This is a genomic window from Caenimonas soli, from assembly GCF_013155545.1.
GTDB classification, from domain to species: Bacteria; Pseudomonadota; Gammaproteobacteria; order Burkholderiales; family Burkholderiaceae_C; genus Ramlibacter; species Ramlibacter soli.
In genome coordinates, this window is record NZ_JABJVV010000002.1 from 45,085 (window position 1) to 69,791 (window position 24,707).

The following is a 24,707-nucleotide window of genomic DNA, read 5'->3' on the forward strand; positions in this document are numbered from 1 at the left end:
ACAAGCAATGAAGCATTTGTTGAATCTTCTGGCGGCCATCGCGCTGCTGGTCTGGGGAACCCATCTAGTTCGAACCGGCATCCTGAGGGTGTTCGGCACGAACCTGCGCAACGTACTGGCGCACAGCGCCGCCAATCGTTGGACCGCGGCCATCTCCGGCCTGGGCGTCACGGCCCTGGTGCAGTCAAGCACCGCCACCGCCCTCATCGTTTCCTCCTTCGTCGGCCAGGGGCTGGCCAGCCTGCCCCTGGCCCTGGCGGTGATGCTGGGCGCCGACGTGGGCACCAGCCTGATGGCCGTGGTGTTCTCGTTCGACCTGTCCTGGCTGTCGCCCCTCTTCATCTTCGTGGGTGTGGTGCTGTTTCTCTCACGCCAGACCAACCCGGTGGGCCGCATCGGCCGCATCCTGATCGGCCTGGGCCTGATGCTGCTGGCGCTGCGGCTGGTGGCCGCATCTACCGAAATCATGACCCAGTCGCCGGCCGTGAAGGCGCTCCTGGGCTCCATCACCAGCGAGCTGCTGCTGGAGATCACGGTCGGCGCCTTCCTGTCCGTGGTCGCCTATTCGAGCCTGGCGATCGTGCTGCTGACGGCGACGATGGCGGCTTCCGGCTTGATACCGCTGGAACCGGCGCTGGGGCTGGTGCTGGGCGCCAACCTCGGAAGCGGCCTGCTGGCCGTGCTGACCACCGCCAAGTCGGCGGTCGAAGTGCGGCAGGTGCCCCTGGGCAATTTCGTCTTCAAGGCCGTGGGCGTCGTAATCGCGATTCCCCTGGTCGGCTTGTGGCTGCGTTATGCCCGGCCCTACGTGCAGGACCGCGCGACGGTGGTCGTGCTGTTCCACCTCAGTTTCAACCTGATGGTCGCCGTGCTGTTCATCGGGCTCACCAGCTTCGTGGCCCGCGTGGTGACCCAATGGCTGCCCAAACCGGACAAGACCCTGGTGGCCGGCCGCCCGCACCATCTCGATCCTTCCGCCCTGGCCACCCCCTCGCTCGCGATCTCCTGCGCGGCGCGCGAAGCCTTGCATCAGGCCGACGTGGTCGAGACCATGATGGTCGGCATGCTGACGGTGATCAAGAACAACGACCTGGCCCTGGCGCAGAAGCTGCGCCAGCTCGATGACGACGTCGACGAGCTCTACTCCGCGATCAAGTACTACCTGACCAAGATCTCGCGCGAGGCCCTGGGCGAGGAGGAAAGCCGGCGCTGGACCGACATCATCAGCTTCACCATCAACATGGAGCAGATCGGCGACATCATCGAGCGCATCCTGATCGACATCGAAGACAAGAAGATCAAGAAGGGCCGCAGTTTCTCGGCCGCGGGCATGGCCGAAATCTGCGAGCTGCATGCGCGGCTGATCGACAACCTGCGGCTGGGCATGAGCGTGTTCCTCAACGGCTCGGTGCGCGACGCGCAAAAGCTGCTCGAGGAGAAGGCGCGCTTTCGCGACCTGGAGCGCGCCTATGCCTCAACGCACCTGACGCGGCTGTCGGGCAACACCATGCAGAGCATAGAAACCAGCTCGCTGCACATCGACCTGATCAGCGACCTCAAGCGCATCAACTCGCACATCTGCTCGATCGCCTACCCGATCCTCGACTCCGCCGGTGCGCTGGCACCCAACAGGCTGCGGCAGCAATCGCTGTCCGAAGGACCGCCTAGTGTGTCTCAGGCTCGGTCTTGACGCGCTCTCTCACGCAGTAATCCACCAGCGCGTCGATCTCGGTGGACTTGTCGAATACCGCATCGGCGCCCAGCTGGGCGCAGCGCCAACGGACATCGCTGGTCGCGTGATTGCTCAGAACCACCATCTTCTGCGTCGGGCGCCGGAGGCGGCAGGCTTCGAGGATGTTCAGCCCACTGCCCTCCTTGAGGAAAAGGTCGATGATGGCCAAGTCCCAGTACGCATCGTTCTGGGCCAGCCACTTCTTTCCTTCATGCTCGGTCTCGGCCGTTCCCACGGCTTCGATCAGCGCCAGTTCCTGCAGAGTCTCGATGAGGTTCTCGCGAATCGTCGGACTGTCCTCGACGATATAGGCTCGAAACGTCATGCATTCTCCATTTGATGACCCGCCCAGCTTACGCCGTGTCACAGGTCTTTGCTCATTGGAGACAATCTACCGCCGCCCCTTCGCCCAAGGTGCAAGCCCCTAGGCCAAGCACCTGTAGGAGAGTTCGCTCATCCTGAGTTCAAGTGCTGAGGATCAGCGCGGCTTCCAGCGTGAATTCGTCACGCTGCATCCGTCGTGCGACCTCCTCGGGCCGCATGAGCCTGAACTGGGCGACCTCGCCATCCTGGTTGGTGGGCGCCACACCGCTGGGGACCACGCAGCTATACCAGTCCAGGTATTCGACGATATAGCCCGCACTGCTTTCATCGCTGGGCCTGCGGGTCAGCATGCGGCCCCGGTATCGCAGCTGCTCGATCTGGGAAAGACGCAGGCCGGCCTCTTCCCAGGTCTCCCGCTCCAGCGCCTGTTCCATCGAATCCGATGCCGGGATCATTCCACCCATCAGCGTGTCCCACAGGCCCGGGTCGTTCGGCTTGGTGAGCGAGCGTTGCTGCAACCAATGCCCGCCATCCGGCGAGATGCCTGCAAGGTGCACGGCGAAGGTCGTGATTCCGAGAGGTCTGACGACGGCGCGTTCGACGGTGCCGAGCTTGCGCCCTTCGCCGTCGGTTACCGCTAGCTGCTCGTCGCGCCAGACATGCGCGACGCCCGCCTCGCGCATGGCCAGGGCGACTTGCCGCAGGCTGGCCGTGAGTTCGCCCTGGATCCGCCAGCCCTGTTCGCCGCCATTCACCGCCGGTTCGACCAGGCCTGCGCCCATCGGCACAGCGGCAAGAAAGTCGGGCTCCACGGAGCCGATGCGGGCATCGCCGGTCCACAGCGGCACGCGCGGCTTGCGCGGCGGCTGGTCGGCGCGGGCGCGCTGTGCCGCCAGCCAGCCGGCGGGAACCACCAGGCTCACAGCGTGAGGATGGTGGAACCGGTGGTCTTGCGCGCTTCCAGGTCACGGTGGGCTTGTTGCACCTGCTCCAGCGGATGGCGCTGGTCGATGCGGATCTTGACCTTGCCGCTGCCCACGGCTTCGAACAAATCGTCGGCCATGGCCTGCGTGATCTCGCGCGTGACAATGTGGGAGAACAGCGTCTGGCGCGTCACGTAGATCGAGCCCTTGGCGGCCAGCAGCCCCACCGAAAACGGCGCAGGCGGGCCGGAGGCGGCGCCGAAGCTGGCCATCAGGCCGAACGGCTGCAGGCAGTCCAGCGACTTGTCCCAGGTGTCCTTGCCGACCGAGTCGTACACCACCTTCACGCCGCGCCCGCCGGTGATGTCCTTGACGCGGGCCAGGAAGTCTTCCTTGGCGTAGTTGATGACGTGCGCCGCGCCATGCTCCTTGGCCAGCGCGCATTTGGCGTCGGAGCCCGCGGTGCCAATCAGTTGCAGCCCCATCGCGCGTGCCCACTGGCAGGCGATCAGGCCGACACCGCCCGCGGCGGCGTGGAACAGCACGAAGTCGCCTTCCTTCAGGCCGCCCTGGGGCAGGGTTCTCTTGAGAAGGTATTGCGCCGTCAGGCCCTTGAGCATCATGGCCGCGCCGGTGTCGAAATCGATGCCGTCGGGCAGCTTGCACACGCACTTGGCGGGCATCACACGCAGCTCGCAATAGCTGCCGGGCGGCTGGCTGGCGTAGGCGGCGCGGTCACCGGGCTTGAGGTGGGTGACACCAGCGCCCACCGCTTCGACCACACCCGCGGCTTCCATGCCCAGCGATGCCGGCATCGGCAGCTGGTACAGGCCGGTGCGGTGATAGACGTCGATGAAGTTCAGGCCGATCGCGTGATGCCGGATGCGGATTTCGCCGGGCCCGGGATCGCCCACTTTCACGTCGACGATCTTCAATTGCTCGGGGCCGCCGTGCTGCTCGATTTGGACTGCTTTGCTCATGATTTCCTCGCGAAGGTCAGGCGCGCATCCTGCCATGAAACTGCAAGCCTTGCCTCAGCCAATCCATCGGTAAGGCTATACAGTGCCGGGTTCCCCATGGACCAACGCCTCAACCTCAGAACCGCCTTCGTGCTGACCATTCCGCCGCTGCTGTGGGCGGGCAATGCCGTCGTGGGGCGCCTGGTCACTGAACTGGTGCCGCCGGTCACGCTGAACTTCCTGCGCTGGGCACTTGCCTTCGTGCTGCTGCTGCCGCTCGCCGGCTGGGTGCTGCGGCGGGGCAGCGGCCTGTGGCAGAACTGGCGCCGCTTCGCGCTGCTCGGCCTGCTGGGTGTGGGCTGCTACAACGCGCTGCTGTATCTGGCGCTCAAGACCTCCACGCCGCTGAACGTGACCCTGGTCGCCGCCAGTTCGCCGGTATGGATGCTGGGCATAGGCGCACTTTTCTTCCGCCAGCGCATCACCTCGCGCCAAATGACGGGCGCCGTGCTGTCCATTGCCGGCGTGCTGTTGGTGCTTGGCCGCGGCGACTGGCAGCTGTTGCTGCAAATGCGGCTGGTTCCCGGCGACTTGTACGTGCTGCTGGCCACCGCCGCCTGGGCGTTCTACAGCTGGCTGCTGATCCGCCCGGGCGATCCGTCCCAGATCCGTGGTGACTGGGCCGCCTTCCTCATGGCGCAGGTGGTGCTGGGGCTGGGCTGGTCCGGGCTGTTCGCCGCGGGGGAATGGGCGACGGGTGACACCCACATCCAGTGGGGCTGGCCGCTGGCCGCCGCGCTGGTCTATGTCGCCATAGGCCCGGCCATCCTGGCCTATCGCTGCTGGGGCATCGGCGTGCAGCGTGTGGGGCCCAACATCGCCGGCTTCTTCGTCAACCTCACACCCCTGTTCGCGGCCGTGCTGTCGGCGGCGTTTCTCGGCGAGTTGCCCCACCTGTACCACGCCGTCGCCTTCGTGCTGATCGTGGGCGGGATCGTGGTGTCGTCGCGCCGGTAGCTCAGTAAGTCCCGGGGTAGGCGCCGCCGTCGGTCAGGATGTTCTGGCCGGTGATGTAGCCCGCATGCTGGCTGCACAGGAATGCACAGGCCGCGCCGAACTCCTCGGCGGTGCCGAAGCGGCGAGCCGGTATATTGCCGCGCCGCGCGTCCATCACCACCTCCAGGGACTGGCCGGCCTTCTGGGCCGCGCCCGCCATCGTCACCTTCAGCCGGTCGGTCTCGAACGAGCCGGGCAGCAGGTTGTTGATCGTCACGTTGGCCGAAGCCAGCTTCGAAGTGCGGGCCACCCCGGCCACGAAGCCCGTCAGGCCGCTGCGGGCGCCGTTCGACAGCCCCAGGACGTCGATCGGAGCCTTCACCGAACTCGAGGTGATGTTGACGACGCGCCCGAAGCCGCGAGCCGCCATGCCGTCCACCGTCGCCTTGATCAGCTCGATCGGCGTGAGCATGTTGGCGTCGACGGCCTTGAGCCAGACGTCGCGGTCCCATTCGCGGAAGTCGCCCGGGGGCGGCCCGCCGGCATTGGTCACCACGATGTCGAACTCGCGGTGCTTCTCGAACACCTTGGCCCGCCCTTCGGCGGTGGTGATGTCCGCGGCCACGTGTTGTACCGCGGTATCGGTGGGCCTTCCCGGGTCGGCGAGGAGTTTCATGACGGCGGCCTCCAGCGCTTCCGCACCCCGCGCCACCAACACCACGTGCACGCCCTCGCGCACCAGCGCCTGCGCGCAGCCAAAGCCCAACCCCTTGCTGGCCCCGCACACCAGCGCCCATTTGCCTGCGATACCAAAGTCCATACAATTCCTTACTGATCAGAAAGACCCAGAACCATGATAAGTGCAGGATCGACATCGGCGAGGAAGATGGGGTATTGGGCCTGCGGGCTGCTGGTGCTTTTGGCCGGGGCTGCCCAGGCGCAGGGCGAGGCCGCCATCATGAAACGCGCTGCGGACTTGCGCGAAGCGCCGGCGGAATCGGCACGCGCCGTGGCAGCGCTGGCGGCGCAGTCGCCGGTCACCCGGCTGGGCGAGCGCCGCGGCCCCTGGATCGAGGTACGCAGCGGCGCGGGCGCGACCGGCTGGGTTCACATGTTCGACGTCGGACCTGCCGACGGTTCCGCCTCCGGCGGCAATGCAGCCACGGGAGCATTGCGGGGCCTCACCAACCTGTTCAGCAAAAGCGGTAACCAGCGCGTGGTGACGCCCACGGCGACCATCGGCATTCGCGGGCTCGGGGCGGAAGACCTGGCCCAGGCCACACCCAACATGCAGGCCGTGGGCCAGATGGAAGCCCTGCGCCAAGGCGAGCGGCAAGCCCGCGAATTCGCACGCGAAGCCGCGCTGGCCACCGTCGACGTGCCCGCGCTGCCCGCCGCGCCCCGGCCGGCATCCACCGGCCACGCCGCGCCGGGCAACCCGGAGCAAGCCCAATGAAAACCCAGATGCGCGCATACGCAGCCGCCGTATTGATCATTGCCATCCCTGGCGCCTTTGCGCAGAACAAGGCGCTCAGTATGCTGAACTCGCTGGTGGGCGGCCAGCTTCCGACGGCGCCCGCTGCGCCGTTGCCGACCAACGGCGCAGCGGCCGGCGGCGACTTGCTCCAGCTGCTGTCGCAAAGCCAGGGCCAGATCGACGAGGCCAAGGAGATCGAGATCGGCCGGCAACTCGCTGCCGTTCTGCTCGGAAGCAAGCCGCTGCACCCGGACATGGCGCTGCAGCGCTATGTCAATCGGCTGGGCCGCTGGATCAGCCTGCAGTCGTCGCGTCCGCAGCTGCCCTGGAGCTTCGCCGTCCTGGACGACCCCGGCTTCAATGCCTTCGCCGCGCCGGGGGGCTACATCTTCGTCACCAAGGGCCTGGTGGATCGCATGGACGAAGCCGAACTCGCCGGCATCCTGGCACACGAGATCACGCACGTCGTTGACCGGCACCACCTCAACGCCTTGCGCGTCAAGGCGCGCGCCGGCCTGGTCACCCAATTGCTGGCGGCGCAGTTGAAGAACAACATGGGCGGCGCGGTGTCGGCCCAGATGCTGGCGCTGGGGCGCAACCTGTATTCCAGCGGCCTGGATCAAGGCGACGAGTTCGATGCCGACCGCAACGGCGTAGCCCTGGCCACGCGCGCCGGTTTCGATCCCTACGGCCTGGCCTCGGTACTGCAGCAGTTGCGCACCGCCGCGCCCGAGGATCCGCTATTCAGCCTGTCCCTCAGCACGCACCCGCCGGCGCAGCAGCGCCTGGACCAGTTGGCCGGTGCCATGGGGAGCCGACTGGATGCCTACTCCGGCAAACCGGCCGTGAGCGTGGCCCATCGGCTGGGCGGAAGGCGCTGACGTTCAGCGGCTGCGGCTGCGGCTGAACACGAAGATCCCGGCAATCACCAGCACCGTTCCCACGGCCACCCAAGCCGTGAACGGCTCGCCCAGTATCAGCACGCCCAAGAGGATGGTCGTAAGCGGGCCGATCATTCCGGTCTGCGCCGACAAGGCGGGACCGATGCGCTCTATGGCCATCATGACCATCAACACCGGCGCGGCCGTGCACAACGTGGCGTTGAGCACCGACAGCCATATCACCTGCGGCGCGACCTCCAGGGCCGCCCCGAGCGGGCGCAGTACCGCGAACTGCAGCAGGCAGCACAGGCAAGCCACCGAGGTCGCCAATCCCACCAGTCGCAAAGACCCCAGCCGCTGCACCAATTCACCGCTGTACACCAGGTAGATGGCGTAGGTGACAGCGCTGGCGAGCACCAGCAGCGTGCCCAGCGCCGCCTGGCCGCCTTGCAACTGGACCTCGTGGCCGAACACCACGATCACGCCGCAATAGCTGATAGCCATGCCAACGAACTGCATAGGCCGGAAAGTCTTGCGGTACAGCAGCCAGCCCAGGAGCAGCACCAGCGTGGGATTGATGTAGAGGATCAGGCGCTCGAGCGATGCGGTGATGTACTGCAGGCCCAGGAAGTCGAGAAAGCTGGAGAGGTAGTAGCCGGTGAAGCCCAGGCCGATCACACCCAGCCAGTCCCGCCCCGACAGCGGCGGCTTGCCGCGGCTGGCCCACCACGCCATCACCAGGAAGATGGGCAGCGCGAACAGCATGCGGTACATGATCAGCGTGACCGCATCCACGCCATAGCGGTAGGCCAGCTTGACGATGATCGCCTTGCCGCTGAACGCGATAGCGCCGAACACGGCCAGTGCCAGGCCGGGCACGAGGCTTCGTTCGGGCAGCTGGCTCAATCGTTGAATACCTTGGAATGCAGCCGGCGCAGCGACCACCACACGGCGAACGCGACCACGGGAATCGCGACGGCGGCGGTGCTCTCCGCGCTCCAGGGCCAGCCCAGGCCCTGCGCACCTTTGGCGAGGTAGCTGACCAGCCCCACGGTGTAGTAGGTGATGGCCGCCACGGACAGGCCCTCCACCGTCGCCTGCAGCTTGAGCTGCAGGCCCTGGCGCGTGTTCATCGCTGCCAACAGTGCCTGGCTGCTTTGCTGCTGCTCGATCTCGACGCGCGTGCGCAGCAGGTTGCTGATGCGCGAGACGCGCTGCGACAGCGCATCCTGGCGCCGGGTGGCCCATTCGCAGGTGGCGCGGGCGGGCGACAGCCGTCGATCCATGAATTCGCCGATGGTCTGCAGGCCCGCCAAACGCGACTCGGCGATGTCGGCGATGCGGCGATCCACCAGTTCGAAATAGGCGGAGCTTGCCGAAAAGCGCGAGTGCGTGCCTGCGTACTGGCTCTCCACCTGGCCGGCCAGCTTGGTCAGGCGGTCCAGCAGCTGCGGCTCCTCGTGGCGCCCGGCGACGCGGATAGCGCCCGCCAGCTCCGCCAGTTCGCGCTCGGCAAAAGCCAGCACCGAGGCCGCTTCGCGCGCCGCCGGCAACCCGAGCAGCGCCGCCATGCGATAAGTGTCGATCTCCAGCAGCCGCTGCACCAGCCGGCCGAGGCGCCTCGGCGCGATGCTGCCGGCCAGCAACACCATGCGCGAGAAGCCGTCTGCGTGGATTGCAAAGTCGGTGTAGACCTCGCCGTGGCCATCGGCCACCGTGGAGGCGACCAGGGTCTCCTCGTTCAACACATGCTTGACCAGGGAGTTGCTGCCCAAGGCCTGGGTGGGCAGCACCCACAGGTGCATGCTGGCCAGGCACTGGCCCGGCAGCTGCCCGAGCCACTCGTTCGGCACGGCATCCAGCGCCGTGACGGGCTCGCGCTCGCCGAAGCCGTCGGCCTCGATCGGCCGCGAGAAGCTCCAGGTGACGAATTCGGTGTGCAGTTCCCAGCGAACGCGAAACGCGCCCAGGTCCATGCGGATGTGCGTCGATTGCGCATCGGGCTGCGGCAGGTGGTGGTCGCGCAGCAGTGCGGCCACATGGGCCCGGCTGGCCTCCCGCTCCTGGGCATCGCCCACCATCACCATGTGCGAGATCGCCAGCGGTGCGCTCATGGCCTCGGGCGGTCGGGCGTGGATTTCGTTGTGCAGCGCCACGCGCTGCGGATGCGGCGTCGGCCGGCTTCTCTTCATTTGCATGCGTTCCCTCGAAGCCCGCCATTGTCGCCCAGCGCGGGGGCAACGAAAAAGGCACCCGGAGGTGCCTTTTCGCGATGGGTGGCCGCGCGTCTTCAGTCGGCTTCGACGAAGGCTTCCTCGCGCTTGTGCTTCACCGCGGGCAGCGCCACTATCACTATCAGCAGCACGGCTGCAGCCAGCAGGCCGGCGGACAGAGGCCGGGTGATGAACACGCTCCAGTCGCCGCGTGACAGCAGCATCGCCCGCCGCAGGTTCTCTTCCATCATGGGCCCCAGGATGAAGCCCAGCAGCAGCGGCGCCGGCTCGGCCCCCAGCTTGATGAACATGTAGCCGATCACACCGAAGATCGCCACCATCCAGATGTCCCAGGTGTTGTTGTTGGTGGAGTACACGCCGATGGCACAGAACAGCACGATGGCGGGGAACAACCAGCGGTAGGGCACGGTGAGCAGCTTGATCCAGATGCCGATCAGCGGCAGGTTCAGGATCACCAGCATGGCATTGCCGAGCCACATCGAGGCGATCAGGCCCCAGAAGAGCTGCGGGTTGCTGGTCATCACCTGCGGGCCCGGCTGGATGTTGTGGATGGTCATCGCGCCCACCATCAGCGCCATCACGGCGTTGGGCGGAATACCCAGCGTCAGCAGCGGGATGAAGGAGGTCTGCGAACCGGCGTTGTTGGCCGACTCGGGCGCCGCGACGCCGCGGATGTTGCCCTTGCCGAATGCCACTTCGCCCGGGCGCAGCTTGGTTTTCTTCTCGATGGTGTAGGCCGCGAAGGCAGACAGCAGCGCGCCGCCGCCGGGCAAGATGCCCAATGCCGATCCCAGCGCGGTGCCGCGCAGCACCGCGGGGATCATGTTCTTGAAGTCTTCCTTGGTCGGGAACAGGCCAGTCACCTTGGCCGTGAACACCTCGCGCTCATCGGCGTGCTTGCCCAGGTTGCTGATGATTTCGCCGTAACCGAACACGCCCATGGCGATCACGATGAAGCCGATGCCGTCGGTGAGTTCAGGCACGTCGAAGGAGAAGCGAGCCACGCCCGAATTCACGTCAGTGCCGATCAGGCCGAGCAACAGGCCTAGCACGATCATGCCGATGGCCTTGATCAGCGAGCCGGAGGCCAGCACCACGGCGCCGATCAGGCCCAGGATCATGAGCGAGAAGTATTCGGCCGGGCCGAACTTGAAAGCCACCTCGGTCAGGGGCGCGGCGAACGCGGCCAGGATCAGGGTGCCGACGCAGCCGGCGAAGAACGAACCCAGGCCCGCAGCCGCAAGCGCGGGGCCCGCGCGGCCCTGCCTTGCCATCTGGTAGCCGTCGATCACTGTGACGACCGAGGAGGATTCCCCTGGCAGGTTCACCAGGATGGCGGTGGTGGAGCCGCCGTATTGGGCTCCGTAATAGATGCCGGCCAGCATGATGAGGGCCGAAACCGGCGGCAACGCGTAGGTTGCCGGCAGCAGCATGGCGATGGTGGCGACCGGTCCGATGCCGGGGAGCACGCCGACCAGGGTGCCCAGCAAGCAGCCGATGAAACAGTACAGCAGGTTGATCGGCGTGAAGGCGACGCCGAAGCCGATCGAAAGGTTGGAAATCAAGTCCATTTTTTATCCTTCAGCCGGTGATGAAACTGGGCCAGACCGGGAACTGGAGCTTCAGCAGCAATATGAAGGCTAGGTAACTGCCTGCCGCCAGGATCGTCGCCAGCACGATCACTTCCTTCCATTTGTGCTCTTCGCCGGCCATTGAGGCGATGAAGACCAGCGCATAGATGCCCACGATCAGGCCGAATGAGGGGATGCCCAATCGCGGCACGCCACCCAGCAGGATGCCGAAAACCACGTTGGAGCCGATGATGAAGGCCAGCGGCTTCCAGGCGAACTTGCCGATAGGCTCGCCGTCTTCCGTCTCCACGACCATCGATTCAAAGATGGTGAATGCGCCTATGGCCGCCAGCAGGATGCCAAGCACCAGCGGAAAGTAGCCCGGCCCCATGCGGGAGCCCTCGCCGATGTTGTAGGTGCTCGCACCCCAGGCAAAGGCAACGCCGACGCTCATGAACATGAGGCCGGAGTAAAAGTCCTTTTGACTTTTGATCTTCACGAGTTGTCTCCTCGAAACCATTCCGATGGCGCGATTGTGGTGGCAATAGCACCGCTGTCCGTTGTGGGTTTCACCTACTATCGCCGCGGCGACGGCAATCTCAGTCGAGCGGCGGTGTGGCAGTGAGCACTTCCTCAAGCGTGGTCAGCCCCTCCGCCACCCGCAGCGCCCCGGCCAGCCGCAGCGGCCGCATGCCGTCGGCGACGGCCTGGCGGCGCAGCACATCGATGGAGGGAGCCTGGGTCACCTTCTCCTTGAAGGCCTCGCTCACGGTCAGCAGTTCGTACAGGCCCATTCGGCCCATGAAGCCCGTCATGCGGCAATCGACACAGCCGACCGGCTTGTACGGCTTGTAGCCGCCGCTGATCTTCCAGGGCTTCACGATGGCATCCAGCGCCTCGCGCGAGGCGCCCTCGTCCTCCTGGCGGCACTGTTTGCACAAGGTTCGCACCAGGCGCTGCGCCAGAACGCCCAGCATGGTCGCGTTGATGAGATAGCCGGGCACGCCCAGCTCCATCAGCCGCGTGATGGCCGAGGGCGCGTCGTTGGTGTGCAGGGTCGAGAACACCAGGTGGCCGGTCAACGCGGCCTGAACCGCCATCTCGGCAGTCTGCAGGTCGCGGATCTCGCCGACCATGATGATGTCCGGGTCTTGCCGCATCAGGGCGCGCAGCCCTTCGGCGAAGCCGAAATCGAGCTGCACCTGCACCTGGGTCTGGTTGAAGGAAGGCTCGATCATTTCGATCGGGTCCTCCACCGTGCTCACGTTGACCTCTTCCGTGGCGATGCGCTTGAGCGTGGAGTAGAGCGTGCTGGTCTTGCCTGAGCCGGTCGGCCCGGTCACCAGGATGATGCCGTAAGGGCGCTTGACCAGCGCCTCCCAGCGCTGCGAGTCATGCGGGGCAAAGCCCAGCGCATCCAGGTCCTTCACGGCCGTATCCGGGTCGAAGATGCGCATCACCATCTTCTCGCCGAAGGCCGTGGGCAGCGTGGACAGCCGCATCTCGATCTCGTCGCCGCGCGGATTGCGGGTCTTGATGCGGCCATCCTGCGGCCGGCGCTTTTCCACCACGTCCATGCGGCCCAGCAGCTTGATGCGGGCCGTCATGGCGTTGAGCACGCCAATGGGCATCTGGTACACGGGATGCAGCACGCCGTCGATGCGGAAGCGGATGACGCCCTGCTCGCGCCGCGGCTCCAGGTGGATGTCGCTGGCGCGCTGGTCGAAGGCGTAGGTCCAGAGCCAATCGACCACCTGCACCACGCCCTGGTCGTTGGCGTCCAGCTGTTTGTTGCTCTTGCCCAGCTCGACCAGCTGCTCGAAGCTGGCCGCGCCGGCGTTGCCTCCGGCCTTTTGCGCCGCCCGCACGGATTTGGCCAAGGAAAAGAATTCGGCCGTGTAGCGATGGATGTCCAGCGGGCTGGCCACCACCCGGCGCACGGTGCGGCGCGATTGCCGCTCGACCTCATCGACCCAGTCGGTGAGGAAAGGCTCGGCCGTGGCGATCACCACCTCGCTGCCCGTGACCTGCACCGGCAGCACGCGATGGCGCTCGGCATAGCCGGCGCTCATGGTGTCGGCGACCTTGCCGACGTCCACTTTCAACGGGTCGATGCGCAGGTAGTCCAGCCCGGCGCGCGTGGCCAGCCACTGCGTGAGCGATTCGATGTCGAGCGGCTTGCCGTCGCTGGCTCGCGCCATGGCCACGGCGGCGAGCCGCACCAGGGGATGCTGGGCGCTCTCGGCCTGGGAGCAGCGCGCGACGGTCCGGCGGGCCTCATCTGCGGATATGACGCCGTCCTGGCTCAGCCATTCGACCAGGAGACGCCAATCCAGCGGCCCGCGGTGGGTATTCTTGGCGGGCGGCTTGGGTTTGGCGACGGCGCTCATTGTTGGGTCAGGCTACGGGTTTAAACACCCGCAACCATTTGCGGGCCGGCAGGCCCCAGCGAGTTTCAATGGTTTCGGCCCGTTCGGCAAGCGTGGCCCGGTTGGGCTGCTGGGGCGCGCGCAGAGCCAATACGACGGTGTTGCCCTCACGCGTCGGCTTGAACGCCCAGACCGATCCGGCGCCGAAGGCAGCCTGGATCTTCTCCAGGCTTTGGGCATAGCTGGACGAGCGGCCGAACAGGTTGACCGTCATGCAGCCGTCATCGGTCAGGAGCTTGCGGCAATCGGCATAGAAGGCTTCGCTGTCCAGCACGGGCGCGGCGGCTTCATGGTCGTACAGGTCCACCTGCAGCGCATCCACGGCGCCCCGCCAATGCTCATGCGCAGCCACCTCGGCCGCATCGCCCAGGATGACTGAAAGCCGCGAATCATCGCCCGGCAGCTTGAACCACAGGCGACAGGCCGCGACCACCTGCGGGTTGAGCTCGATGGCCGTGGTCCTCATCCGCAGCCTCTTGTGGCAGAACTTGGTCAGCGATGCGGCGCCCAGTCCCAGCTGCATGGCATGCCGCTTGGCCACACTGGCCGGATCCACGAACAGCAGCCAGACCATCATGCGCTGGACATACTCCAGTTCGATGTCGAATGGCTTGTCCATCAGCATCGAGCCCTGGATCCATTCGGTGCCCAGGTGCAGATAGCGGACGTCGCCTTGATCGGAGAAATTGACTTCGGGGAGTTGGGGGGTGGGGCGTGCTTTCACTGGGCAGCATTATCGCCACCGCGCAGCAAGGGCAACGTCACGGTGAACGAGCTGCCCTGGCCCAGGCCGGCACTTTCGGCGGTCACGTGCCCGCCGTGTGCCTGCACCAGTTCGCGCACCAGGCTGAGGCCGATCCCCAGGCCGGAACCGTCGAACGAAGTCGCGTGCTTTTCCTGCACGAACGGATCGAAGATGTGCGGCAGCGCTTTGGCACTGATTCCGATGCCGTTATCGGTGACGCTGATGGTCAGCAGCGCCTCGCTGGCGGCGAGGGAGATCGTGAGGATGCCGCCGTGCTGGGTGTATTTGGACGCGTTGCCCAGCAGGTTGTTGACCACCTGGGCCAAGCGCAGCCGGTCGCCATTGACAATGAACTCGCCGGGTGGACGCTCGATACACAACTGTTGCAAGCGGGCCTCCACGGCAGGGCGCAGGTCCGAAACCACGTCATCGATCACCCGGGCCATATCCATGCGCTGGATATCCAGCCTCAGCTTGCCGGTGTTGATTCGTGTCATGTCGAGCAGATCGCCCACCAGCTTCGCCATCAGGGCCACCTGACGCTCGATCACGCCCTTGACCATCGGCAGCACCGGCTCTTGCGTCTTCGCCAGCCCCAGCAAAGACGCGGCCATGGTCATAGGCCCCAGCGGCCCACGCAGCTCATGGGCGACCACGCCCATGAGTTCCGACTGGCGGCGATACGCCAGCTCGGCGGCGTCCAGCAATTCCTGCGTATGCAGCGCGGCCAGCAGCAGCTGTTCATTGACCTCCCTGCGGTGGGACGCGGTGCCGGGGTCGCCCTCCTCGGCTGCAGGCACATCGAGTTGCTGCAGCGACTCGGCCGTCCGAAGCTCCAGGCTGCGCTCCTTGGTGGCCGCTTCGCCCCTGAAGAAATAGCTGCCCAGGCCGCGCCGCCTGGCGTTGTACATGGCCGCGGTGGCACGGTCGATCAGTCCGTCGCCGTCGCTTCCATCGTCCGGAAAGACGCTGATGCCTATGCTTGCTCTCAGGCTCACTTTCTGGCCGCCCACCTGGCCCGGCAATCTCATGGCGGCGACGATCGAATCGGCCACCGTGATGGCATCGCGCGCGTGCGCCAGGTCCGTCAGCAGGATCAGGAATTCATGCCCCCCGTGCCGGCTGACCGTATCCGACCCACGCACCGCCGCCGCGAGCCGCTGGGCCGCCAGCTTGAGCACCTGGTCGCCGCGGGCGTGGCCCAGTGTGTCGTTGATATCCTTGAGGTTGTCCACGCTCACGAACAGCAGGCCCAGCCGGTCGCCCTTTCGCCGTGCGACTGCCAGCGCATGGGCGAGGCGGTCGAACAACAGCGCGCCGTCGGGCTGCTCGGTCAAGGCCTCGATGCGCGAGGACCGCGAAAGGTCCCGCAGGGCCTGCGCCGCCGCCGCGGCTTCATCCTGCGCACGAATAACGGCCAGCACCAACTGTTGGTTGGCCTCCAGGAGGTGAGCGGCGCGGGCGGCGTCCATCCTGCTAGCCGGCGGGCGCAGCGAGCCCGCTCTTACGGGTTGGTCGGCCGCCCAGCAGGCCCTCTTCGCCGGGCAGCATCCCGCCGATGCGGATGCCTTCGGCATCGATGGTGTAGGCCCGCAGTTCGTCCGAATGCGCGCTGTCACGCACCTTGATCACGGCCATGACGCGGCGCAGGCGACTATCCACCTCGATGTAGCGCTGCACGATGATCGCGTCGGTGAGGAAAGCCGTGCCGTAGGGGCTGAAACGCAGGTCGGTGTACCGGTCCTCCAGCTCCGACGTCAGCAACACCGTCACCCCCTCCTGGGCCAGCGCGCCCACCAGGCGGAGCATGGATTCCCGGAAGTCTTCGCGGAAGGTCGGCGCCAGTGCCACCTCGAACGCGGAGAGTGAATCGATCACCACCCGCGTCGCGTTCAGGCGCCGGATTTCCTTGATGAGCAGCATCACGATTTCGTCGATCGACAGGTCGGGCGCCCGGCTGTCGACCAGGCTGACCCGCCCGCTCTTTATCAGCTCTTCCAGAACCGGGTTGCGCGACCGGTTGGCGCGTTGTTCGAAAACCGCGATCACGCCGGTTTCACCTTTGCGTGCGCCCTCTTGCAGGAAGCTGGCCGCCAGGATGCTCTTGCCCGACCCGGAGGGGCCGGCCACCAGCAGCGAGTAGCCCCGCGGCAGACCGCCGCCCAGCATCTCGTCCAGGCGATCCACCCCCATGAGCACACGGCCGGAGGCCTGCGGACGCGCTTGGCTGCCCGGTCGGGGCGCCGCCGCACTGGCCGGCGGGAAAACCTGGACGCCGGCACTGCTCAGGCGGAAGGTGTGCATGCCCGCCAGGGTGGGCTGGCCGCGCATCTTCATGACCTCGATCTTGCGGACCATGGAGTTGCGCTGAACGCTCTGGTGCAGCCAGATCAAGCCATCGGACACGGTGAACACGGGATTGGTGGCGGTGTCGGCGGCGTATTCGCCAATGAGGAAGGTGGTGGCCTGCCAGCTCGTCATCAGCACGCCCAGCTTCTGCATGAACTGCTGCAAGCTGCTGTCCGTGCCGCCGGCCAGCGCCACCGAGCGGAACGAGTCCACGAAGACGAATGCAGGTGCATGGGACTCGACCTCGGCGGCAATGCGCTCGAGCACCTTGTCGAGGTTGCCTGTCATGGTGTCCGGGCCAAGGTTCACGAAGTGAATGCAGCGGTTGACCTGCTCCAGGTCGAAAAAGTCGAATTGCTGCTGGTAGCGCAGCATCTTCAGGGGCGGCTCGCCCAGCACCGTGAGGTAGAGCGCCGGGCGCTCGGGCGTGGCCAGCGCGAACATCATCTGGTGCGCCAGGGTGGTCTTGCCGCAACCGGGCAGGCCGGCGATGAGATTGAACGAAAACTCGGGCAGGCCGCCGCCCAGGACTTCGTCCAGGCCGGGCACGCCCGTTGCCAGGCAATTAATGGTTACTTTGGGCGTCATGATGATGTGTCCTGTCCAGAGGTACCGGCTGGCGATGGGATCCAGAGGGGGCCGAGCAGGCGCTCGGCGAGCGGAGCACCCACCAGGCTGGCGAGCAGTCCCATGAAAGTGCGAAGCAAGGTAGCGCTGGCCTCGGAAACTTCGGCGGGGTCCCGGCCGGCCAGTAAAGCCCTGAGAGCCGGCAAATCCATGCCCGGCACATCCGGGCTGCGCTCATGGTCCAGCCACGGGTGGGCTTTCTTGCTAAGGAAAAGGCTGCGGTGGTACAGCGCGGCAACCCCAAGGTTGCCGATGATGGGGGCAAGCGCCGCGTCGATAGCCCGCCATTGCGACACGGCCGCATCCGCGAGCCTCGCACTGTTTGCACCGTCGCGCGACCGAATGTCGAGGGGCACCACCATCAACTCCGCCTGAACATTCTGTGGCCTACCCTGGGAGCATGGAAAGGACCCATGGTACGCCTTTGCCCGACCGTGTGGGCCCGGCTACCTGAGAGCGGATGCCAGAATGCCGGCCAGCCTGGGCAGCGCCGCCACGGCGTTTTGCGTGGTTGCCATCGCCAGCTCATCCAGGCTGATGCCACGCAGCTGTGCCATCACCTGCGCGATGCGCGGCAACTCCGCAGGTTCGTTGCGCCCCTGTGGCCGGCCTTTCGCGCGCTGCTCGGCCGTAAGGTACAGCCAATGCGGCGGAATGTCCGGTGAGTCGGTTTCCATGACGATGGCCGACAGCGGCAGCGATTGCGCCAGCCGCCGGATCTGCAGCGCGCGATCGAAAGTCACGGCGCCGCCGAACCCCAGCTTGAAGCCGAGCTTGACGAATTCATCGGCCTGTTGCGCGCTGCCGTTGAAGGCATGGGCGATGCCGCTCACCCCGGCCTGGCGCAAGTGCTTGAGTAGGCGGTCGGCGGAGCGCCGCACATGCAGGATCACCGGCAGGCCGTGGCGCCGCGCCAGCGAGAGCTGCTCTCTATAAAAAAGTTCCTGGCGTTCCGGGTCGAGGCCGGGGACGAAATAGTCCAGGCCGATCTCGCCCACGGCCACCAAGCGCGGATCGTCGCGCGCCTCGATGAGCGCGCGGTCCAACGTCGCCAGGTCATCCTCATGCGCGCGGCCGGTGCACAGGGGGTGGATGCCCAGTGCATAACTGTCGCCATGGCGGTGCGCCAGATCCCGCACCGCCGCGAAATTGCCGGCCTCCACCGCCGGCACAACGCAGTGCAATACGCCCGCAGCCGCCGCTCGGGCGCGGACGTTGGCAGTATCGCCCGCGAATTCCAGCGCATCAAGGTGGCAGTGCGTATCGATCCACATCATGCGCCGATGATGCCGCAAGCCCGTGCATGGCAGCGCAAACCGTGATACCGTGTGTTTTACCGGTTTTCTTTCTTCGTTTTCCCCGCAGTTTTGATAGGTGAACGAATGCGCAGGCAAGCCCTTTACAGCTCAAGCCGCTCGGGCCGGCCGGGGCAGAACCCTCCCCAGGCCGCCACTCCCGAGGTCACTCCGCCTGCGCCTGCCAAGGCCGCCACCCCATCCAGATTCTCCTTAACCAGTCCCAAGCTCCTATGGGCGGCCATCCTGATGCTGGCGGCGCTGCTGGTGTTCAGCATCAGCCTGGGCCTGCGGCCCACCCCGCGCAAACTGACCCAGGCCGATATCAATGCCGCGGTGTTGAAGACCCTGGAAACCCAGAACATTCCTTCGGAATACGCCAAGGCCTACGACAAGATCCGGCCCTCGGTGGTCCGGGTCGTGAGCTACGTCAAGAAAAGCCGGCTGAAGGAAGAATCGCCCAGCCTGCCCAAAGGCGGTGCCAAGCCCAAGCCGCTCGGTCCTGCCAATGGCGAAGCCGACAAGGCCGGGCCCGATGACGAAGTGGAGCATGGCGTGGGCACGGGCGTGGTGATCGTCGACAAGGGCATCATCCTCACCAACCTGCACGTGGTGTCCGGCGCCGACCGGATCATGGTCACTTTTTCCGACGGGCTGGAGGCGCAGGCTTCCATCACCGGCGTGCAGGCCGAGAACGACCTCGCCGTGCTGCAGGCCAGCAAGATCCCGGACGACATGATCGCGGCCACCATGCGTTCCACCAGCGACCTGGGCACCGGCGACAAGGTGCTGGCGGTGGGCTTCCCGTTCGGCATCGGCCCCTCCGCTTCTGGCGGCGTCGTTTCCGGGCTGAAGCGAGCCTTCCGTTCACCGGAAGGCAAGCAGGAGATGAGCAACCTGATCCAGTTCGATGCCGCCGCCAACCCCGGCAATTCCGGTGGTCCCCTGGTCACCATGGACGGCGAGGTGGTGGGCATCGTCACTGCCATCCTCAACCCCACGCCGGCGCGCACCTTCCTGGGCATCGCATTCGCGGTGCCGATCGAGAACGCGGCATCCGCGGCCGGCCTGCCGCCTTTCTGATGAACTTTGCCTTTTGAACGGGACCTACCACTCATGGATTCAACGACACGACAGGACAGCGACACCGCCCAGTTGATGGAACAGATCCTCTACGAGGTCAAGCGGGTCGTCGTCGGCCAGGACCGTTTCCTCGAGCGGGTGATGGTCGCCATCCTGGCCCAGGGCCACCTGCTGGTGGAAGGAGTGCCGGGCCTGGCCAAGACGCTGACCGTCAGGACGCTGGCCGACACCATTCGCGGCCAGTTCAAGCGCATCCAGTTCACGCCCGACCTGGTGCCGGCCGACCTGGTGGGCACCCGCATCTACAACCAGAAGACCGGCGAGTTCAGCACCGCGTTGGGCCCGGTGTTCACCAACCTGTTGCTGGCCGACGAAATCAACCGGGCCCCGGCCAAGGTGCAAAGCGCACTGCTGGAAGTGATGCAGGAGCGCCAGGTCACCATTGCCGGTGAAACGCACAAGGTGCCCAGCCCGTTCCTGGTGATGGCGACACAGAACCCGATCGAGACCGAAGGCACCTACCCGCTGCCCGAGGCGCAAGTCGACCGCTTCATGATGAAGGTGCTGGTCGATTACCCTACCGACGAGGAAGAATTCGTCATCGTCGAGCGCGTCACCGGCCCGGCCGTCGCCGTCTCGTCGGTGGCCACCACCGAGCAATTGGCCGCGCTGCAGCGCGAGTGCCGGCGTGTCTATGTCGACCCCTCGCTGGTGCAGTACGCGGTGCGGCTGGTGTCGGCCACGCGCACGCCCGAGAAGCATGGGCTCAAGGACGTGGGCAAATACATCACCTTCGGCGCCAGCCCGCGCGCCACGATCAACCTGACCGAAGGCGCCAGGGCCCTGGCCATGCTGCGCGGTCGCACCTACGCCCTGCCCGAGGACATGACCGACCTGGTACCCGACGTGCTGCGGCACCGGCTGGTGCTCTCGTACGAGGCGCTGTCCGAAGGCCTGTCGGCCGACGCCCTGGTCGGCAAGATCATGACCAAGATCCAGTCTCCGCCCAGGCCCCTGGAACATGAAAAGCTCGCAGCTTAAGCAGGACCGGAACGCGGCGCAGGGCGCCGCGAGCGCCGGCACGCACGAAGGCGCGGAGCATGTGCTGCGCCGGCTGGAGTGGACTGCGATCCGCAGGCTCGATGGCCTGCTGCAAGGCAATTACCGCACCTTGATGCGCGGGGCCGGGCTGGACCTGGCGGACCTGCGCGAATACCAGCACCACGACGACGTGCGCCACATCGACTGGAACGTGACGGCGCGGCTGCAGATACCACATGTGCGGGTGTTCACCGAGGACCGCGAGATGGCGGCCTGGTTCCTGCTGGACCTGAGCCCTTCCGTCGATTTCGGATCGGGCGAGCAGCGCAAGCGCAACGTGTCGGCGGATTTCGTGGGCGTGCTCGCGCGCCTGCTCACGCGGCACGGCAACCGGGTCGGCGCCATGCTTTACGGCACGGGCGTGGACACCGTCATCCCCACCCGCGGCGGCCGCCGCCATGTGCTGCATCTGCTGCACAGCATGCAGCAACGCCCGGCCCCGACCGAATCGGGCACCACCAAGCTGCGCGATCTGCTGGAAGCCGCGGCCGGCCTCATCAAGCGCCGCTCCACCCTATTCGTCGTTTCCGATTTCATCAGCGAACCCGGTTGGGACCGGCCCCTGGCCCTGTTGGCCCAGCGCCATGAAGTGGTCGCCGTGCGGCTGCTCGATCCATTGGAGCTGGACTTGCCCGACCTGGGCCTCTTGACCATCCGCGATTCGGAAACCGGCGAGCAATTGCTGGTGGACACGCACGACGCCGGTTTTCGCAAGCGCTTCGCGCGCATTGCGGCGCAACGCGAAGCCGAGCTGCGCCAGGGCTTCGTGCGCGCCGGCGTCGATGCGCTGGAACTGTCCACCGACGGCGACCTGGTCGATGCCGTGGTGCGTTTCACGGAAATGCGCAAGCGGCGCGCCCGGCTGGCGGCCGGCGGCGGCCTGCCCGCGCACCTGAGGCGGGCGGCGTAGAGGAGAGAGATCATGCACTTTCTTTGGCCCGAATTCCTATGGCTGATGGCGGCTCTGCCGCTGCTGGTGCTTTTGTACGTCTGGCTGATGCGGCGCAAGAAGAAGATGGCGCTGCGCTATGCCTCGCTGTCCATCGTGAAGGAAGCCATGGGAGCGGGCCAGACGATACGCCGGCATATCCCGCCGTTCCTGTTCCTGCTGGCCCTGGCCGCCATGCTGCTGGCGGCGGCACGGCCGGTGGCGGTGGTCACCCTGCCCTCCAACCAGCAGACCATCATCCTGGCCATGGACGTCTCGGGCAGCATGCGCGCCACCGACGTGCAGCCCAACCGCCTGGTCGCGGCGCAGAACGCGGCCAAGTCCTTCCTGGCCGAACTGCCGCGCCACGTGAAGGTGGGCATCGTGGCGTTCGCCGGGTCGGCCCAGGTGGCGCAGCTGCCGACCGTGAACCGCGAAGACCTGGTCACCGCGATCGACCGCTTCCAGCTGCAGCGCGCTACGGCCACCGGCAACGCGATCGTGATTTCGCTGGCCACGCTGTTCCCCGATGCCGGCATCGACTTGCAGTCCTTGCAAAGCGGGCGCGAGCGCCAGCGCGGCTTCTCGATCGATGGCGAGAAAAAGGAGAAGAAGGACTTCACGCCGGTCGCGCCGGGCTCCTACGCATCGGCGGCCATCATCATGTTGACGGACGGCCAGCGCACCACGGGCGTGGACCCGCTGGAAGCCGCCAAGATGGCCGCGGACCGCGGCGTGCGCGTGTACACGGTGGGCATCGGCACGGTGGACGGCGAGACCATCGGTTTCGAGGGCTGGTCCATGCGCGTGCGCCTGGACGAGGAAACCCTCAAGGCCATCGCCAACAAGACGAGCGCCGAATACTATTACGCCGGCACGGCCGCCGACCTGAAGAAGGTCTATGAGACGCTGAGCTCGCGGCTGACGGTCGAGAAGAAGGAAACCGAAGTTTCGGCATTGATGGCCCTGGCAGCCGCGGCCCTCGCCCTCTTGTCGGCCGGCCTCTCGCTGCTCTGGTTCAACCGGATTCTTTGATATCTGTCATGCCGGGCCTGACCCGGCATCCATGACTTCCTGGATCCCGGATCAAGTCCGGGATGACAGCCAGTTCACGTCAGGTGGCCGGACGTCAGCCGCAGCTGCCTGCCGCAGCGCGCGGCCAGCGACTCATCGTGCGTCACCAGAATGAACGCCGTTCCGCGTTCGTGCGCGAGCTTCAGCATGAGGTCGAACACCACGTCGGCGGTGCTGCGGTCCAGGTTGCCGGTGGGCTCGTCCGCCATCACGCAGGCCGGGCGCGTGACCAGTGCCCGCGCGATGGCCACACGCTGACGCTCTCCCCCTGAAAGTTCGGCCGGCCGATGGCGCAGCCGCTCGGCCAGGCCCACCGCCGCCAGCGTGTCGGTGGCCTGGGCTGTGCACTCCTCCAGCGACTCGCGCCGTATGCGCAGGGGCATGCCCACGTTGTCCAGCGCGCTGAACTCGGGCAGCAGGTGGTGGAACTGGTAGACGAAGCCCAGGTGCTGGTTGCGCACCTTGCCTTGGGCGGCCGCATCCAGCTTCGTGAACTCCTGGCCCATGAGCTGTACGGTGCCGCCGGTCGGCGCGTCCAATCCGCCCAGCAAGTGCAGCAAGGTGCTCTTGCCCGAGCCCGAGGCGCCGACGATGGCGACGGTTTCACCCGCGTGGACCTGCAGGTCAACGCCGCGCAGCACTTCCACGTCCAGGCCACCCTCGCTGAAGCGCTTGGTGATGCCCTCTGCCTTCAATACCACGTCATTCATAGCGCAGCGCCTCCGCCGGATTGACGCGGCTGGCGCGCCAGCTCGGATAGATCGTCGCGACGAACGACAGCGCGAGTGAAATCAGGGCGATCGGCATGATGTCTTCTCGTTGCGGGTCGCTGGGCATCTTGCTGATGAGGTAGATGTCCTTGGGCAGGAAACTGGCGTTGAGCGCCTGCTCCATGGCCGGCACGATCACGTCGATGTTCAAGGCGATGCCCAGGCCCAGGAGCAGCCCCGCCAGCGTGCCGATGACGCCGACGGCGGCGCCTTGCACCACGAAGATTCCCATGATGCTGCCCGGGCTCGCGCCCAAGGTCCGCAGGATGGCGATGTCGGCGCGCTTGTCGGTGACGGTCATCACCAGGGTGCTCACCAGGTTGAAGGCGGCCACGGCGACGATCAGCGTGAGGATGATGAACATCATGCGTTTTTCCAGCTGCACGGCGGCGAACCAGGTGCGGTTCTGGCGCGTCCAGTCGCGGATCAGGACGGGCTCGCTGATTGAGGTGGCCAGCTCCGAGGCGACCTCGCGGGCCTGGTGCAGATCCTTGAGTTTGAGCCGGATGCCCGTCGGGCCTTCCAGGCGGAAAATGCGCGCCGCGTCGTCCTGGTGCAGCAGAACGAGGCCGCTGTCGTATTCGAAATGGCCCGAGTCGAAGGTGCCGACCACGGTCATCTGCTTCAGCCGTGGCACCACGCCTGCCGGCGTGACTTGCCCGCTCGGGGCGATCAGGGTCAGCGGGTCGCCCTCGCGCACGCCCAGCTGGCGCGCCAGCTCAGCCCCGAGCACCACGCCGAACTGGCCGGGAACGAGCCGCGCGAGCACGGGCTGCATGCTGGCAGCCAGGTCCGTGACCTCGCCTTCCCGCGCCGGGTCGATGCCGCGGACGATGGCTCCGCGCATGTCCTCGCCGCGCGCCAGCAGCGCCTGCGCCGCAACGAAAGGCGCCACGCCGATCACCTGAGGGTTGCGCCGCGCCTCGGTCATGGTGCGGTTCACGTCGGTCAATATGCCGCCGCCGGGCCCGTAGATCTCGATGTGCGAAACCACGCCGAGCATGCGGTCGCGCACTTCCTTCTGGAAGCCGTTCATCACCGAGAGCACGATGATCAAGGCGGCGACACCCAGGGAAATTCCCAGCATGGACACGCCGGAGATGAAGGAAATAAAGCCGTTGCGCCGGGTGGCGCGGCCGGCGCGCGTGTAGCGCCAGCCCAGGACCAGTTCGTAGGGGAGTCTCATTGAGGGGTATTGTTGTGGTGGGC

Annotated in this window: 24 protein-coding genes; 8 read left to right on the forward strand and 16 right to left on the reverse strand. The window is 66.3% G+C overall.

Features of this window, described 5'->3' with window-relative positions:
* Positions 1 to 7 precede the first annotated feature (7 nt).
* On the forward strand, positions 8 to 1,690 hold the full coding sequence (locus tag HNE04_RS03610; protein WP_172216843.1) for a Na/Pi cotransporter family protein: 1,683 nt from the start codon (positions 8 to 10) through the stop codon (positions 1,688 to 1,690).
* On the opposite strand, the gene HNE04_RS03615 is transcribed toward HNE04_RS03610, so the two are convergent.
* The 3 genes from HNE04_RS03615 to HNE04_RS03625 form a co-directional block, all read right to left on the reverse strand.
* Positions 1,665 to 2,057, reverse strand: coding sequence for a response regulator (locus HNE04_RS03615; protein ID WP_172216844.1), 393 nt, complete (start codon positions 2,055 to 2,057; stop codon positions 1,665 to 1,667). The genes HNE04_RS03610 and HNE04_RS03615 overlap by 26 nt on opposite strands.
* A gap of 139 nt (positions 2,058 to 2,196) precedes the next feature.
* Positions 2,197 to 2,979, reverse strand: coding sequence for an NUDIX hydrolase (locus HNE04_RS03620; RefSeq protein WP_172216845.1), 783 nt, complete (start codon positions 2,977 to 2,979; stop codon positions 2,197 to 2,199).
* A complete protein-coding gene (locus tag HNE04_RS03625; RefSeq protein WP_172216846.1) occupies positions 2,976 to 3,959 on the reverse strand; it encodes a quinone oxidoreductase family protein in 984 nt (327 codons plus the stop codon). Before HNE04_RS03625 ends, HNE04_RS03620 begins: the two co-directional genes overlap by 4 nt.
* A 96-nt stretch (positions 3,960 to 4,055) precedes the next feature.
* On the opposite strand from HNE04_RS03625, the gene HNE04_RS03630 reads away from it, so the two are divergent.
* The gene (locus HNE04_RS03630) at positions 4,056 to 4,955 is read left to right on the forward strand and encodes a DMT family transporter (RefSeq protein WP_172216847.1); all 900 of its coding nucleotides are present in this window, start codon (positions 4,056 to 4,058) and stop codon (positions 4,953 to 4,955) included.
* A gap of 1 nt (position 4,956) precedes the next feature.
* On the opposite strand, the gene HNE04_RS03635 is transcribed toward HNE04_RS03630, so the two are convergent.
* A complete protein-coding gene (locus HNE04_RS03635; RefSeq protein ID WP_172216848.1) occupies positions 4,957 to 5,754 on the reverse strand; it encodes an SDR family oxidoreductase in 798 nt (265 codons plus the stop codon).
* Positions 5,755 to 5,820: 66 nt separating this feature from the next.
* Here HNE04_RS03635 and HNE04_RS03640 point away from each other — a divergent pair, with 66 nt between their 5' ends.
* On the forward strand, positions 5,821 to 6,390 hold the full coding sequence (locus HNE04_RS03640) for an SH3 domain-containing protein (protein ID WP_172216850.1): 570 nt from the start codon (positions 5,821 to 5,823) through the stop codon (positions 6,388 to 6,390).
* Positions 6,387 to 7,292, forward strand: coding sequence for a M48 family metalloprotease (locus tag HNE04_RS03645; protein WP_172216852.1), 906 nt, complete (start codon positions 6,387 to 6,389; stop codon positions 7,290 to 7,292). The genes HNE04_RS03640 and HNE04_RS03645 overlap by 4 nt, the downstream gene beginning before the upstream one ends.
* 3 nt (positions 7,293 to 7,295) lie before the next feature.
* On the opposite strand, the gene HNE04_RS03650 is transcribed toward HNE04_RS03645, so the two are convergent.
* From HNE04_RS03650 to HNE04_RS03695, 10 genes are all read right to left on the reverse strand, one after another.
* The gene (locus HNE04_RS03650; protein WP_207717437.1) at positions 7,296 to 8,198 is read right to left on the reverse strand and encodes a DMT family transporter; all 903 of its coding nucleotides are present in this window, start codon (positions 8,196 to 8,198) and stop codon (positions 7,296 to 7,298) included.
* On the reverse strand, positions 8,195 to 9,484 hold the full coding sequence (locus HNE04_RS03655) for a DUF3422 family protein (RefSeq protein ID WP_172216854.1): 1,290 nt from the start codon (positions 9,482 to 9,484) through the stop codon (positions 8,195 to 8,197). The genes HNE04_RS03650 and HNE04_RS03655 overlap by 4 nt, the downstream gene beginning before the upstream one ends.
* Before the next feature lie 98 nt (positions 9,485 to 9,582).
* On the reverse strand, positions 9,583 to 11,097 hold the full coding sequence (locus HNE04_RS03660; protein WP_172216856.1) for a tripartite tricarboxylate transporter permease: 1,515 nt from the start codon (positions 11,095 to 11,097) through the stop codon (positions 9,583 to 9,585).
* A gap of 10 nt (positions 11,098 to 11,107) precedes the next feature.
* Positions 11,108 to 11,596: a tripartite tricarboxylate transporter TctB family protein gene (locus HNE04_RS03665; RefSeq protein WP_172216858.1), complete on the reverse strand. Its 489-nt coding sequence runs from the start codon at positions 11,594 to 11,596 to the stop codon at positions 11,108 to 11,110.
* A 100-nt stretch (positions 11,597 to 11,696) separates the two neighbouring features.
* Positions 11,697 to 13,487, reverse strand: coding sequence for a GspE/PulE family protein (locus tag HNE04_RS03670; protein ID WP_172216860.1), 1,791 nt, complete (start codon positions 13,485 to 13,487; stop codon positions 11,697 to 11,699).
* A gap of 7 nt (positions 13,488 to 13,494) precedes the next feature.
* Positions 13,495 to 14,250, reverse strand: coding sequence for a class I SAM-dependent methyltransferase (locus HNE04_RS03675; RefSeq protein ID WP_172216862.1), 756 nt, complete (start codon positions 14,248 to 14,250; stop codon positions 13,495 to 13,497).
* The gene (locus HNE04_RS03680; protein ID WP_172216864.1) at positions 14,247 to 15,743 is read right to left on the reverse strand and encodes a diguanylate cyclase domain-containing protein; all 1,497 of its coding nucleotides are present in this window, start codon (positions 15,741 to 15,743) and stop codon (positions 14,247 to 14,249) included. Before HNE04_RS03680 ends, HNE04_RS03675 begins: the two co-directional genes overlap by 4 nt.
* Positions 15,744 to 15,747: 4 nt before the next feature.
* Entirely contained in the window at positions 15,748 to 17,208 is a 1,461-nt protein-coding gene (locus HNE04_RS03685) for an ATPase domain-containing protein (RefSeq protein WP_172216866.1), read from the reverse strand.
* Complete coding sequence (locus HNE04_RS03690) at positions 17,205 to 17,609, reverse strand: hypothetical protein (protein ID WP_172216868.1); 405 nt, start codon at positions 17,607 to 17,609, stop codon at positions 17,205 to 17,207. The genes HNE04_RS03685 and HNE04_RS03690 overlap by 4 nt, the downstream gene beginning before the upstream one ends.
* An 84-nt stretch (positions 17,610 to 17,693) precedes the next feature.
* On the reverse strand, positions 17,694 to 18,524 hold the full coding sequence (locus tag HNE04_RS03695) for a TatD family hydrolase (RefSeq protein WP_172216870.1): 831 nt from the start codon (positions 18,522 to 18,524) through the stop codon (positions 17,694 to 17,696).
* Positions 18,525 to 18,629: 105 nt separating this feature from the next.
* Here HNE04_RS03695 and HNE04_RS03700 point away from each other — a divergent pair, with 105 nt between their 5' ends.
* The 4 genes from HNE04_RS03700 to HNE04_RS03715 are packed head-to-tail and all read left to right on the forward strand — an operon-like array spanning position 18,630 to position 22,689.
* Entirely contained in the window at positions 18,630 to 19,625 is a 996-nt protein-coding gene (locus HNE04_RS03700) for a S1C family serine protease (RefSeq protein ID WP_172216872.1), read from the forward strand.
* Positions 19,626 to 19,658: 33 nt separating this feature from the next.
* A complete protein-coding gene (locus HNE04_RS03705; protein ID WP_172216874.1) occupies positions 19,659 to 20,666 on the forward strand; it encodes an AAA family ATPase in 1,008 nt (335 codons plus the stop codon).
* A complete protein-coding gene (locus HNE04_RS03710; RefSeq protein WP_172216876.1) occupies positions 20,647 to 21,636 on the forward strand; it encodes a DUF58 domain-containing protein in 990 nt (329 codons plus the stop codon). The genes HNE04_RS03705 and HNE04_RS03710 overlap by 20 nt, the downstream gene beginning before the upstream one ends.
* A 12-nt stretch (positions 21,637 to 21,648) precedes the next feature.
* Positions 21,649 to 22,689, forward strand: coding sequence for a VWA domain-containing protein (locus tag HNE04_RS03715; RefSeq protein ID WP_172216878.1), 1,041 nt, complete (start codon positions 21,649 to 21,651; stop codon positions 22,687 to 22,689).
* 74 nt (positions 22,690 to 22,763) lie between these two features.
* Here HNE04_RS03715 and lolD read toward each other — a convergent pair whose 3' ends face one another.
* Together lolD and HNE04_RS03725 are read right to left on the reverse strand one after the other, a co-directional pair.
* Entirely contained in the window at positions 22,764 to 23,438 is a 675-nt protein-coding gene (gene lolD / locus HNE04_RS03720; protein WP_172216880.1) for a lipoprotein-releasing ABC transporter ATP-binding protein LolD, read from the reverse strand.
* Complete coding sequence (locus HNE04_RS03725) at positions 23,431 to 24,684, reverse strand: lipoprotein-releasing ABC transporter permease subunit (protein WP_172216882.1); 1,254 nt, start codon at positions 24,682 to 24,684, stop codon at positions 23,431 to 23,433. Before HNE04_RS03725 ends, lolD begins: the two co-directional genes overlap by 8 nt.
* Between the last annotated feature and the right edge of the window lie 23 nt (positions 24,685 to 24,707).

Coding starts and splice junctions, on each gene's coding strand:
- HNE04_RS03715 (WP_172216878.1), top strand. CDS start 21,649: ATGCACTTTCTTTGGCCCGAATTCCTATGGCTGATGGCGGCTCTGCCG.
- HNE04_RS03695 (WP_172216870.1), bottom strand. CDS start 18,524: ATGATGTGGATCGATACGCACTGCCACCTTGATGCGCTGGAATTCGCG.
- HNE04_RS03685 (WP_172216866.1), bottom strand. CDS start 17,208: ATGACGCCCAAAGTAACCATTAATTGCCTGGCAACGGGCGTGCCCGGC.
- HNE04_RS03615 (WP_172216844.1), bottom strand. CDS start 2,057: ATGACGTTTCGAGCCTATATCGTCGAGGACAGTCCGACGATTCGCGAG.
- HNE04_RS03660 (WP_172216856.1), bottom strand. CDS start 11,097: ATGGACTTGATTTCCAACCTTTCGATCGGCTTCGGCGTCGCCTTCACG.
- HNE04_RS03670 (WP_172216860.1), bottom strand. CDS start 13,487: ATGAGCGCCGTCGCCAAACCCAAGCCGCCCGCCAAGAATACCCACCGC.
- lolD (WP_172216880.1), bottom strand. CDS start 23,438: ATGAATGACGTGGTATTGAAGGCAGAGGGCATCACCAAGCGCTTCAGC.
- HNE04_RS03655 (WP_172216854.1), bottom strand. CDS start 9,484: ATGAAGAGAAGCCGGCCGACGCCGCATCCGCAGCGCGTGGCGCTGCAC.
- HNE04_RS03710 (WP_172216876.1), top strand. CDS start 20,647: ATGAAAAGCTCGCAGCTTAAGCAGGACCGGAACGCGGCGCAGGGCGCC.
- HNE04_RS03725 (WP_172216882.1), bottom strand. CDS start 24,684: ATGAGACTCCCCTACGAACTGGTCCTGGGCTGGCGCTACACGCGCGCC.
- HNE04_RS03635 (WP_172216848.1), bottom strand. CDS start 5,754: ATGGACTTTGGTATCGCAGGCAAATGGGCGCTGGTGTGCGGGGCCAGC.
- HNE04_RS03610 (WP_172216843.1), top strand. CDS start 8: ATGAAGCATTTGTTGAATCTTCTGGCGGCCATCGCGCTGCTGGTCTGG.
- HNE04_RS03700 (WP_172216872.1), top strand. CDS start 18,630: ATGCGCAGGCAAGCCCTTTACAGCTCAAGCCGCTCGGGCCGGCCGGGG.
- HNE04_RS03625 (WP_172216846.1), bottom strand. CDS start 3,959: ATGAGCAAAGCAGTCCAAATCGAGCAGCACGGCGGCCCCGAGCAATTG.
- HNE04_RS03630 (WP_172216847.1), top strand. CDS start 4,056: ATGGACCAACGCCTCAACCTCAGAACCGCCTTCGTGCTGACCATTCCG.
- HNE04_RS03645 (WP_172216852.1), top strand. CDS start 6,387: ATGAAAACCCAGATGCGCGCATACGCAGCCGCCGTATTGATCATTGCC.
- HNE04_RS03690 (WP_172216868.1), bottom strand. CDS start 17,609: ATGGTGGTGCCCCTCGACATTCGGTCGCGCGACGGTGCAAACAGTGCG.
- HNE04_RS03640 (WP_172216850.1), top strand. CDS start 5,821: ATGGGGTATTGGGCCTGCGGGCTGCTGGTGCTTTTGGCCGGGGCTGCC.
- HNE04_RS03680 (WP_172216864.1), bottom strand. CDS start 15,743: ATGGACGCCGCCCGCGCCGCTCACCTCCTGGAGGCCAACCAACAGTTG.
- HNE04_RS03705 (WP_172216874.1), top strand. CDS start 19,659: ATGGATTCAACGACACGACAGGACAGCGACACCGCCCAGTTGATGGAA.